Source organism: Streptomyces sp. NPDC054841, assembly GCF_053611045.1.
Window position 1 is genome coordinate 1 of sequence record NZ_JBSGZO010000264.1, and the last position, 11,739, is coordinate 11,739.

The 11,739-nt window shown below is 71.4% G+C and carries 8 protein-coding genes; 5 read left to right on the forward strand and 3 right to left on the reverse strand.

Going from position 1 to position 11,739, the window contains the following annotated elements; translation table 11 throughout:
- Both ACWGI8_RS28375 and clpX read left to right on the forward strand, forming a co-directional pair.
- Positions 1–1,907, forward strand: a 1,907-nt coding sequence (locus tag ACWGI8_RS28375; protein ID WP_453665135.1) for a SpoIIE family protein phosphatase, incomplete at its 5' end; no start/stop codon positions are given.
- A 340-nt stretch (positions 1,908–2,247) separates the two neighbouring features.
- Positions 2,248–3,528, forward strand: a complete 1,281-nt coding sequence (gene clpX, locus ACWGI8_RS28380) for an ATP-dependent Clp protease ATP-binding subunit ClpX (RefSeq protein ID WP_453665137.1) — start codon at positions 2,248–2,250, stop codon at positions 3,526–3,528.
- Between the two features lie 21 nt (positions 3,529–3,549).
- On the opposite strand, the gene ACWGI8_RS28385 is transcribed toward clpX, so the two are convergent.
- From ACWGI8_RS28385 to ACWGI8_RS28395, 3 genes are read right to left on the reverse strand one after another with little or no spacing between them, the layout of a single operon-like run.
- On the reverse strand, positions 3,550–5,844 hold the full coding sequence (locus ACWGI8_RS28385; protein WP_453665139.1) for an FtsX-like permease family protein: 2,295 nt from the start codon (positions 5,842–5,844) through the stop codon (positions 3,550–3,552).
- Positions 5,845–5,847: 3 nt separating this feature from the next.
- Positions 5,848–6,618: an ABC transporter ATP-binding protein gene (locus ACWGI8_RS28390; protein ID WP_453665141.1), complete on the reverse strand. Its 771-nt coding sequence runs from the start codon at positions 6,616–6,618 to the stop codon at positions 5,848–5,850.
- The gene (locus ACWGI8_RS28395) at positions 6,615–7,130 is read right to left on the reverse strand and encodes a PadR family transcriptional regulator (RefSeq protein WP_453665143.1); all 516 of its coding nucleotides are present in this window, start codon (positions 7,128–7,130) and stop codon (positions 6,615–6,617) included. The genes ACWGI8_RS28390 and ACWGI8_RS28395 overlap by 4 nt, the downstream gene beginning before the upstream one ends.
- A 181-nt stretch (positions 7,131–7,311) precedes the next feature.
- On the opposite strand from ACWGI8_RS28395, the gene ACWGI8_RS28400 reads away from it, so the two are divergent.
- From ACWGI8_RS28400 to ACWGI8_RS28410, 3 genes are all read left to right on the forward strand, one after another.
- Positions 7,312–8,595: an ABC transporter substrate-binding protein gene (locus ACWGI8_RS28400; RefSeq protein WP_453665145.1), complete on the forward strand. Its 1,284-nt coding sequence runs from the start codon at positions 7,312–7,314 to the stop codon at positions 8,593–8,595.
- Positions 8,596–8,816: 221 nt separating this feature from the next.
- Entirely contained in the window at positions 8,817–10,487 is a 1,671-nt protein-coding gene (locus ACWGI8_RS28405) for a glycoside hydrolase family 13 protein (protein WP_453665147.1), read from the forward strand.
- Positions 10,488–10,558: 71 nt separating this feature from the next.
- On the forward strand, positions 10,559–11,739 hold a 1,181-nt coding region (locus tag ACWGI8_RS28410), incomplete at its 3' end, for an ABC transporter substrate-binding protein (protein WP_453665149.1).

Genomic DNA, 11,739 nt, shown 5'->3' on the forward strand with positions numbered 1-11,739 from the left:
ATCCCTCCACCGCGGAGCTGCTGGCCTCCGGCCGCGCGGCCACGGACGAGGTCCATGCCGCGGGAGACCGGATGCTGGTGGTGAACCAGCGGCCCACCGACGGCCCCGGCGGTCCGATGGGTACGGTCGCGACCATCCGCGACTCCACGGAGCTCCAGGCCCTGACGGGCCGGGCCGAGGTCGCACGCAAGCGCCTCAAGCTGCTGTACGACGCCGGGGTGGGCATCGGCACGACGCTCGATGTGACACGTACGGCCGAGGAGCTGGCCGACATCGCGGTCCCCTCCTTCGCCGACTACGTGACCGTCGACCTCGCCGACCCGGTCCTCAACGGGGACGAGCCGAACGGCGCGGGCGGGAACATGCGCCGCACCGCGGTCAGCGGCATCCGGGACGACCACCCCCTCTACGAACGCGGCCGGCTGATCGCCTTCCTCCCCTCGACCCCGCAGGCCCGCGGGCTCGGCAGCGGACGCGCGGAGGTGGTGACGGACCTGTCCCAGGCGATGGGCTGGCGGGCCCAGGACCCGGAGCGGACGAAGGCGATCGTCGAATACGGCATTCACTCCCTCATCACGGTGCCGCTCCAGGCCCGGGGTGTCGTCCTGGGCGTGGCCAACTTCTGGCGCTCGGAGAAACCCGGCCCGTTCGAGGACGAGGATCTGTCCCTGGCCGAGGAGCTGGTCGCCCGCGCCGCCGTGTCCGTCGACAACGCCCGCCGCTACACCCGCGAGCACGCCCTGGCCGTGACACTGCAGCGCAGCCTGCTGCCGCGCGCCCTGCCCGAGCAGAGCGCCGTCGAGGTGGCGCACCGCTATCTGCCCGCGCAGTCCGGGGTGGGCGGCGACTGGTTCGACGTGATTCCGCTGCCGGGCAGCCGGGTGGCACTGGTGGTCGGTGACGTCGTCGGCCACGGCCTGCACGCGGCCGCGACCATGGGACGGCTGCGCACCGCGGTGCACAACTTCTCCACGCTCGACCTGCCTCCCGACGAGCTCCTCGGCCATCTCGACGAACTGGTGGGACGCATCGACCAGGACGAGACGGGCGGCGACGGCGGTACGGCGATGGCAGGGGCGACCTGTATCTACGCGATCTACGACCCCGTCTCCGGGTCGTGCGCCATGGCCCGGGCCGGGCATCCGCTGCCCGCCGTCGTCAGCCCCGACGGCACCGTCGAGTTCCCCGAGCTCCCGGCCGGGCCGCCACTGGGCCTCGGCGGCATGCCGTTCGAGACCGCGGAGCTGCAGATCGCGGAGGGCAGCCGGCTGGTCTTCTACACCGACGGGCTCATCGAGGACCGCACCCGGGACATCGACGTCGGTATCGAGCTGCTGCGCCAGGCTCTCGCCCATGCCGACCGTTCGCCGGACGAGAGCTGCCGGGAGGTGCTGGACGCCCTGCTCCCCGCTCGTCCGAAGGACGACGTGGCTCTGCTCATCGCCCGCACCCGCACCCTGGGACCCGACCGGGTCGCCGAGTGGAGTGTGCCGTCCGATCCCAGCGCTGTCGCCGGGATGCGCGCCGCGGCAGGCAGGACACTGTCGGACTGGGGGCTGTCCGAACTCGCGTTCGGCACCGAACTCATCCTCAGCGAGCTGCTCACCAACGCCATTCGCTACGGCTCCCAGCCGATCCGGGTGCGGCTGCTCCACGACCAGGGCCTGACCTGCGAGGTCGCCGACGGCAGCAGCACCTCGCCGCATCTGCGGTACGCCGCCACGACGGACGAGGGAGGCCGTGGGCTGTTCCTCGTGGCCCAGATCGCCGAGCGATGGGGCACCCGGTACACCGCCGAAGGAAAGATCATCTGGGCGGAGCAGCCCCTGCCCGGTGAGGGCGCCCCGCCGGACGCGGACGGCGAGGCGCTGCTCGATCTCTTCGACCTCGACAGCGAGGTCCTCTGAGGGCCTCTGAGTCCCTCTGAGGCCTCTGCCCGTCGATCCGGCGAGATCCGCCGCTCAGGTGTGGCGACCGGTCGACAGGGTCGGGGCCCCGTCCGCCGACGCGGCGGCGTGGCAGGCGCCGAGCCCTTCGGCGCGGGTGCGCTCCTGCGTTTCCGCCCTGGTGAGCCGCGCCATCGTTCTCCTCGTCCCGAGCCTCCCCGAGCGTCCCGCGTCCCCGAGCTTCGCCGGGCATCCCGGGACTCTCCGGGTGACCTGGGGCATCCTTTGCACCGTCGTCCCCCGGCCCAGAATCCGTACCATCTGGATGACGAGACCATCCGGAGGGGGGCTGGGCACGTTCATGGCACGCATCGGGGAGGACGGCTACCTGCTGAAGTGTTCTTTCTGCGGGAAGAGCCAGAAGCAGGTGAGAAAGCTCATCGCCGGGCCCGCCGGCGTGCACATCTGCGATGAATGCGTCGAACTCTGCAACGAGCTGATCGAGGAGGAGCTGGCCGAGGTCACCGAGGCCCGCCTCGACGAGTTGCCCAAGCCGGCGGAGATCCACCAGTTCCTCGATCAGTACGTGGTCGGCCAGGAGACGGCCAAGCGATCGCTCGCGGTGGCCGTCTACAACCACTACAAGCGCGTGCGCGGCATGGAGGACGGCGACGATCCCGTGGAGGTCGCCAAGTCCAACATCCTGCTGCTCGGCCCCACCGGCTGCGGAAAGACCTACCTCGCCCAGACCCTGGCCCGGCTGCTGAACGTGCCGTTCGCCATCGCGGACGCCACCGCGCTCACCGAGGCCGGATACGTCGGCGAGGACGTCGAGAACATCCTGCTGAAGCTGCTCCAGGCCGCCGACTACGACGTGAAGCGCGCTGAGACGGGCATCATCTACATCGACGAGATCGACAAGATCGCGCGCAAGAGCGAGAACCTGTCGATCACCCGCGACGTGTCGGGCGAGGGTGTGCAGCAGGCCCTGCTGAAGATCCTGGAGGGCACGACCGCCTCGGTCCCCCCGCAGGGCGGCCGCAAGCACCCCCACCAGGAGTTCATCCAGATCGACACGGCGAACGTGCTGTTCATCGTGGCCGGCGCGTTCGCGGGCCTGGAGACCATCATCGACGACCGTGTCGGCCGGCGCGGTATGGGCTTCGCCGCCGAGATCCCCCACGACGACGGGACCGACGGGACCGCAGAAGGGGACGTGTTCGCCGGGGTGATGCCGGCCGACCTGATCAAGTTCGGACTGATCCCGGAGTTCATCGGCAGGCTCCCGGTCATCGCGCGGGTGTCGAGCCTCGACGCGGCCGCCCTGCTGAAGACCCTCACCGAGCCGCGCAACGCGCTCGTCAAGCAGTACCAGAGGCTCTTCGACATGGACGGCGTCGAGCTCGAGTTCAGCCGGTCCGCGCTCGAGGCGATCGTCGAGATGTCCATGCTGCGCGGCACCGGCGCGCGCGGCCTGAGGGGAATCATGGAGAACGTGCTGCGGCCCATCATGTACGACATCCCCAGCCGCGAAGACGTGGCCAAGGTCGTGATCAACGAGCGCACGGTCCGTGAGGACGTCAGCCCGCTCGTCGTCACTCGACAGCCCCCGCCGGAGGAGCTGGGCGAGCAGCCTGCCTGACGCGGCGCCGGCCACACCGCGTCAGGCGACAGCGCTGAGGGTGTCCACGAGTCTGCGGCGGGCGGCGCGGGCGGCGGGCAGCGCGGCGAGGGCGACCGCGCCCAGTACGGCGGCGACCGCGAGCAGCAGCAGATGGAGCGGGGACGGCGTCTGGGCGATGCCGGCGCCGATGCCGCTGGAGCGGCCCTCGGCGTCGATCAGCCAGCGGGCGAGAGGCACCCCCAGGGCCGCGCCCACCACGGCGGCGGCCAGCGCGGTGCAGCCGACGGCCGTCACGGTGACCGCGGTGATCTGGCGCGGCGACAGCCCGATCGCCTTCAGGGCCAGCAGGTCCCGCTCTCCTTCTCGTACGCTCCCGCCGATCGCCGTCGACAGTTCGGTGAGTCCGATCAGGGCGAGTACGGCGATGAGACCGGCCACGACCCCGCGCATCGGGGAGAGCCGGTCGGCCGGGCTGGTCACCTCGTGGACGTCGAGCCGTCCCTGTGAGGCGTACGTCAGCGCGGTGCGCACCTCGGCCGGGTCCGCGCCAGGGCGCAGCTGGAGCTGGTAGAGGGTCGCACGCAGCTCCGGGTCGTTCTCCCGGAGGGTGTCGAGCGAGGTGGAGACGGTGCGGCCGCCGTTCTCCGGCTCGATGCTGCGGCCGACGATGTGCAGGATCTGCGGGTGTCCGCCGACGGTCATCCGTACCCAGTCGCCGACCCGGACGCCGAGCAGGTCGAGCAGTCCCTGTCCGGCCACCGCCTCGTCGGGGCCGTGTGCCGCCCGTCCCTCGGCCACCGTGAACGGATAGGGCCGCTCGCGGGTGCCCAGTCCGCGCAGCGCGATGGTCCCGGTCTGGCCGGGGACCAGGGCGGCGACCTCGACGCCCGGATGCGCGGCCGCGACGCGGGGGTCGGCGTCGAGCAGGGCCGCGGCCTCCCGGTCGCCGAGAGTGGCGTCCGCCCGGGCCGTGAGGGCGGCGGCGAGCCCGAGCTCCTCCGGCTTGGTGTCGAAGCGGGCGATGGTCGTCCAGGCGCTGACTGCCACGGTGATCAGCAGCAGGGGCAGGGCCAGCCGGAGGACGGTGGCCGGGGCGTGGGGGCCGCGTGTGAAGGCCCGGTGCCAGCCGAGGACCAGGGCGGGCGGCAGCCCGAGGCCGAGGGCCCTTCTGGCGGGTGCCGACAGCTTGCCGCCCGGGACGGCCCCGGCGGGGAGCATGGGCACGGGCGGCACCCGTCCGGCCCGCCATGCGGCGAGACAGGTGGTGGCGCCGATGAAGAGCACCGCGGCGACGGGAACCGCGAGCAGGGCGGCGGTGTGCCCGGGCAGTCCCTGCCAGACGCCGATCGCCTCCCCGAGCCTGCCGGGGACGCGGCTGCCCAGAGTCTCGGTGAGCACGGTGGCCACGACGGCTCCGAGGGCGGCGAACGCCAGGTGCTGGACGAGGAAGACCCGCACCACCTGGCCGGGGGTGAAGCCGATGGCCTTCAGGACGGAGATGTCGCGGAGGTGGCCGCGCACCCGGGTGCTGATCGCGCCGAAGACGGCGAGGGCGGCGGCGATCAGGGCGCCGAGCCCGAAGAGCCCGAGGACCTGGCCGAGCAGTCTCGTGTCGCCCTGGGCCTCGGCGCGCGCCTGTTGCCAGCTGGAGACGTCGGTGACGGCACCGGCGCCGAGTTCGGTGACGGCGCGCTGGACGGCGTAGTCGGTGTCGCCGGGGTCGGCGAGCAGCAGCCCGATGACGTGTCCTGGCAGGCCGTCCGTCTGCCGTACGGCCGGGGGAAGGGCCCAGACGGTGCCGGAGCGCTCGCCGGGGCGGTAGCGGGGCTCCGCGGTGTCGGCGACGCCGAGGACGGTCAGCGTGCGCCCGGTGCCGGGCAGCGTGAGGGTGTCGCCGGGCCCGGCGACCAGAGCGCGGGCGAGGCTGCTCTCCAGAACGACGCCGTCCGGCGTGCCGGGCGTCAGCCACCGGCCGGAGGTGAGCAGCGGGCGGCCGGTGGCGGGCGGTTCCGCGTCCGCGCCGCGCAGTTCCACGGTGGCCCGGGCGCCGCGCGATGCCACGGTCGCGGAGGCGGTGCGGTAGGGGCCGGACACGGAGGCGACGCCGTCCAGGGCGGCGAGCCGGCCCGCGTCGGCGGACGGCCCGGTGTGGATCCAGACGTGCGCCCCGTGGGACTGGGCGAAGACGCGCTGCCAGGGGTTGGTGGCGTAACCGAAGAGGGCGGCGGCCAGCAGCAGCGCGGCGACGATTCCCGCAGTGGCGGAGACGATGAACAGCGCCTCGCCGCGGTGGGTGCGCAGATCGGCGTGTGCCCAGCGCAGAGTGGCCCGCACGGGTCAGTCCTTCAGCTCGAGGACGCCGGACAGTCCGGTGCCCCGGGCAGGTGTGCCGCCGAGCTCGGCGTCGTCCGCTATCCGGCCGTCGAAGAAGCTGATCACGCGGTCGGCGGCACTGGCGAGGCGTGCGTCATGGGTGACCAGCAGGATGGTCTGGCCACGCTGGTGGAAGCGGGACAGCAGCCGCATCACCTCGCGGGTGCCCTTGCTGTCGAGGCTGCCCGCGGGCTCGTCGGCCAGCAGCAGCCGCGGATGGTTGACGAGCGCCCGCGCCAGGGCGACGCGCTGCTGCTCACCGCCGGACAGCTCGCCCGGCATGCTGCGCGCCTTGCCCTCCAGACCCAGTTCGGCGAGCAGCTTCTCGCGTTCGGCGCGGGCCTGCTTGGGGCCGGTGCCGGCCAGCAGGGCGGGGAGTTCGACGTTGTCGGCGACCGTCAGGTTCGACACGAGGTTGAAGAACTGGAAGACGATGCCGATCCGGCGCCGCCGCTCCATCGCCCAGCGAGCCTCGCTGTAGGAGTCGGTGCGCTCGCCGTCGAGCCAGATGCTGCCGCTGTCCGGCCGCTGCAGCCCGCCGAGGAGATGCAGCAGCGTCGACTTCCCGGCGCCCGAGGGCCCGCTGACGGCGACGAACTCGCCGTGCCGTACGGACAGGTCGACTCCGCGTACGGCGTGGGCCGGGGCGCCTTCGCCGTGGTGGGTCTTGACGAGGCCCTCGGCCCGCAGCAGGGGGACCGGGCCGGGCGCTCCCTGTTCGGTGGGGTGGCTCATTCCAGCCCCTCCAGCTCCTCCTGGCAGCGCTCCAGCCAGTCGAGGTCGGCCTGCAGATGCAGCATGGCTCCCTCGATCAGCAGGTTGGCGATGCGGTTGTCCCGGTTCTCGGTCGTGGACAGCTTCGACAGATTGCGCATGGTGTTGAGGTACTCGCGTCGCTGTTTGTTGATGAGGGCGATCTGGTCGGCGAGTCCGGTCCGCGGGGCCAGGGCGAGCTTCATGAAGAACTCGTCCCGCACTCGCGGCTCGTCCGCCGTCTCCTCGAACCAGGCGCGCAGCGCCTCCGTCCCGGCGTCGGTGAGGCGGTAGATCTTCTTGTTGGGCCGGCTCGTCTGGGCGACTTCCTCGCCCTCGATCAGTCCCGACTTCTCCAGTCGGCCGAGTGTCACATAGATCTGGCCGATGTTCGGCTGAGGGTACGCGGCGCCCAGCAGTTGCTCAAGGTCCTGCTTGAGCTCGTAGCCATGGGCGGGGCCCCGGGAGAGGAGAGCCAGGAGGGGCAGACGCACGCGTGCTCCCCTCCTCCCTGTTGTCCGCCTGTGCGCCGAGAGCGGCCGTCGCCACGGTCCGTCATGTGGCCCGGATCGCTCTCGTAATCTGATACGGGCCCTAGTATCGCCCATGCCTAACGGGTATACATGCCCTGACGCAGGACAAAGATGCCCGGCGCCGGTGTACAGGGAGGAACCTATGCGGTGGATACGTGCCGCGGGTAGGGGCCTCCTGGTCGCGGTGGTCGTCCTGACCGGTTACGTGTCGTCGGGCACACAGGCGGGCGGCGCTCCGGCGGGCTCGGTGCACGGCGGCGGACGCGGCCCCATGACCCTGGCCACGGCCGGGGATCTCACGGGCTATCTGGGTCCGCTGCTCGAAGGCTGGAACCGCAGTCACCCTACCGAGAAGGTCACCCTCGTCGAGCTGCCGGACTCCGCCGACGAGACCCGTGCGCAGATGACCACGGGACTGCGATCGGGCGGCGGGCGCTTCGACATCCTGAACATCGATGTCGCCTGGACCTCGGAGTTCGCCGCCGCGGGATGGATATCCCCGCTGGACCCGGACCGTTTCGCGCTGAAGAGCTTCCTGCCGCCGGTGGCGGACACGGCGACGTACGACGGGAAGCTGTACGCCGTCCCTTATGTCACGAATGCCGGGATGCTGTACTACCGCAAGGACATCCTCGACCGGGAGGGCGAGCGTCCGCCGCGGACGTGGGCGGAGCTGGAGCGCCAGGCACGGACGATCGCGCCCCGGTACGGCGTCGGGGGCTATGCGGGCCAGTTCCTCCCGTACGAAGGCCTCACGGTCAATGCCACCGAGGCGGTCTACTCGGCCGGGGGCACGATCCTGGGCGACGACGGCCGGGTGACCGTGGACTCGGCCGCGGCCCGCACCGGCGTCGGATTCCTCGCACGCGGGGTGCGCGAGGGCTGGATACCGAAGGAAGCGCTGACGTACAAGGAGGAGGAGTCCCGGCAGGCCTTCCAGGACGGCCGGCTGCTCTTCCTGCGCAACTGGCCGTACGCGTACGCGGGCGCCTCGGGGAAGGACTCCAAGGTCGCCGAGAAGTTCGGTGCCGTGCCCCTGCCCGGCCCCGACGGGGCGGGCACGAGCGTGCTGGGCGGGTCGAATCTCGCGGTGAGTGCGCATGCGCGCCACCCGGAGTCCGCCGGCGACCTGATCGCGTATCTCACCAGCGCCCCGGTGCAGCGGAAGGTGCTCACGGAGGGCGCGCTGCCGCCCGTCCGGGCAGCCCTGTACCAGGACCCGGAGCTGGTGCGGGCCTTCCCGTACCTGCCGGCGCTGCGGGCGAGTGTGCTGGCGGCCGCGCCGCGGCCCAAGAGCGCGCGGTACGAGCAGGTGAGCCTCGTGGTGCAGGCCGTCGTCCACGACGCGATGGCGCAGCACCAGGACCCCGCGGCCGCGGTGCGCAGGCTGGCCACGGAGCTGGCGGCCGTCGCACGCCGCGGCTGATCCCCTCCTCGCCTCACACCCTCTCGCTCTACCTACCTGTTAGGTAACGGCATCGCATCGCACTGGACTCAAGCAGTGCGGATAAATCTGGACATAAAACCCAACTCTTCGGTTGTTTCTGCGTGACCGTTGACACCTTCTCGACACTCCTACTTAACATGCATGCATAACCGCTGACCTTCTGGTCGCGGGCACCCCTTCACGCAGAAACAGGTCAACGGGTGACGCTCACAGCCCCGGCCGGCGACGGCCTCTCGCACCGCCTCACGCACCGCTGGTGGCGCGACGCGGTGATCTACCAGGTGTACGTCCGCAGCTTCCTGGACAGCACCGGGGACGGAATCGGCGATCTGGCCGGCGTCCGTGCCGGACTGCCGTACCTCAAGAAGCTCGGCGTCGACGGCATATGGCTGAGCCCCTTCTACCCCTCGCCGCAGCACGACCACGGCTACGACGTCGCCGACTACTGCGACGTGGATCCGGTCTTCGGCGACCTCGCCGAGTTCGGCCTCCTCATCGCCGACGCGCACCGGCTCGGCATCAAGGTGCTCCTGGACATCGTCCCCAACCACTGCTCCAGCGAGCACGACTGGTTCCGCGAGGCGCTCGCCGAAGGCCCCGGCAGCACGGCACGCGCCCGCTTCCACTTCGCCGAGGGCCGCGGCCCGGGCGGCGACGTGCCGCCGAACAACTGGCACGCGATGTTCGGCGGTCCGGCCTGGACCCGGGTCACCGAGCCGGACGGCAGCCCCGGCCAGTGGTACCTCCACATGTTCACGCCCGAGCAGCCCGACCTGAACTGGCGCAACCCCGAGGTCGGCGCCCACTTCGACCACGCCCTGCGCTTCTGGCTGGACCGCGGCGTCGACGGTTTCCGCATCGACGTGGCGGCCGGGCTGTTCAAGCACCTGGAGCTGCCCGACTCGCCGGACCCCGAGGCCGACGCGCGCACCCGCGACTCGGTCAACCCGCTCGCCTGGAACCAGCCCGAGGTGCACGAGGTGTGGCGCCACTGGCGGTCCGTGTGCGAGGAGTACACCGCCCGGGACGGCCAGGAACGGCTGCTGGTCGGCGAGGTCTCCGTACCGACCGCGCGCGAACACGCCCAGTACGTGCGCCCGGACGAGCTGCACCAGGCGTTCTTCTTCGACCTGCTGGGCGCCTCCTGGGACGCGAGCGCGTTCCGCAAGGTCATATCCGAGGCGATGCACGACATCGCGGGCACCGGCTCCACCGTCACCTGGGTCCTCAACAACCACGACCAGGTCCGTACCGTCACCCGGTACGGCGAGTCCGGCACCGAGGGCAGTGGCCTCGGTGCCGCCCGCGCCCGGGCCGCCGCGCTGCTGATGCTGGCGCTGCCCGGTGCCGCGTACATCTACCAGGGCGAGGAGCTGGGCCTGCCGGAGGTCGTGGACCTGCCGGACGAGGTTCTCACCGACCCGATCTTCCGGCGCACCGGCAGCCGGGCACGCATCCGCGACGGCTGCCGGGTGCCACTGCCGTGGTCGGGGCACGCCTCGCCGTTCGGCTTCACCTCCGGTGCCGAGGGGGCCAAGCCCTGGCTGCCGCAGCCGGGCTGGTTCGCCGAGCACGCCACCGACCGCGCGCTGGCCGACACCCGCTCGTTCTGGCACCTCTACCGCGACGGACTGCAGCTGCGCCGCGGGCTGCCACAGCTGGGCGAAGGCACCCTGCGCTGGCTGGAGACCCCGCCCGGTGTCCTCGCCTTCGTCCGCGGCGACGGGCTCGTCTGCGCCGTCAACTTCGACACCGTTCCGGTGCCCGCCCCCGTCTCGGGTGCCCCACTGCTGTCCAGCGGGCCCTGCCCCAACGGCGTACTGCCCGGATCCACCGCCGCCTGGTGGATCAGCGACTCCACCAACCCGTGATCCCCGACCTCCGAAAGCCCGTCAATTCCCCAGTTCCGATAGGAAGATCAACGATGACGCAACGACGCTTCATGCTTGCGAGCTGCACGGCCCTGGCCCTCGCCCTCGGCGCGACCGCCTGCGGCGGCGGTCCCGTCACCCGCGCGGGCGGCGGTGACAAGTCGCTGGCCGGACAGACGGTCAACGTCGCCGGCGTCTGGTCCGGCGCCGAGCAGAAGAACTTCCAGAAGGTGCTGGACGCCTTCACCGCCAAGACCGGTGCCAAGACCCAGTTCGTGTCCACCGGTGACAACGTCTCGACCGTCGTCGGCAGCAAGATCGAGGGCGGCAACGCCCCGGACGTGGTGATGGTCCCGCAGGTGGGCGTGCTCCAGCAGTTCGCCGACAAGGGCTGGCTCAAGCCGCTCTCCGACACCACCGCGAAGGCCGTCGAGAGCAACTTCGCCAGCGCGTGGAAGTCGTACGGGACCGTGGGCGGCAAGTTCTACGGCCTCTACTTCAAGGCCGCCCACAAGTCGACCGTCTGGTACAGCCCGGACGCCCTCGACCAGGCGGGGGTCAAGCCGCCGAAGTCGTACGCGGACATGCTCAAGGCAGGCCGCACCGTCTCGGACTCCGGGCTGCCCGCCTTCGCGGTCGCCGGTGAGGACGGCTGGACGCTGACCGACTGGTTCGAGAACATCTACCTCTCCCAGGCCGGCCCCGAGAAGTACGACCTGCTCGCCACGCACACACTCAAGTGGACCGACCCCAGCGTGGTGCAGGCGCTCACCACCCTCGGCAAGCTCTTCGCCGACAAGCAGCTGATCGCGGGCGGTCAGAAGGGCGCGCTCAGCACCGACTTCCCCGGCTCGGTCGAGAAGGTCTTCGGCCCCGACCCCGAGGCGGCGATGGTCTACGAGGGCGACTTCGTGGCCGGTGTCGCCAAGGACCAGTTCGGCAAGAAGATCGGCGAGGACGCCACCTTCTTCCCCTTCCCGGCGGTCGACGGCGGCAAGGCGCCCGTCGTCAGTGGCGGTGACGCCGCCGTCGTTCTGAAGGACGGCAAGAACCAGAAGGCCGCCATGGCCCTCGTGGAGTATCTGGCGACCCCCGAGGCGGCTGCCGTCTGGGCGAAGACGGGCGGCTTCCTGTCCCCGAACAAGAAGCTCGACCTCGCGGCGTACAGCGACGACACCACTCGTCAAACCGCCAAGTCGCTGATCGAGGCCGCCGACTCCGTCCGCTTCGACATGTCCGACCAGGCCCCGGC

Coding starts and splice junctions, on each gene's coding strand:
- clpX (WP_453665137.1), top strand. CDS start 2,248: ATGGCACGCATCGGGGAGGACGGCTACCTGCTGAAGTGTTCTTTCTGC.
- ACWGI8_RS28400 (WP_453665145.1), top strand. CDS start 7,312: ATGCGGTGGATACGTGCCGCGGGTAGGGGCCTCCTGGTCGCGGTGGTC.
- ACWGI8_RS28390 (WP_453665141.1), bottom strand. CDS start 6,618: ATGAGCCACCCCACCGAACAGGGAGCGCCCGGCCCGGTCCCCCTGCTG.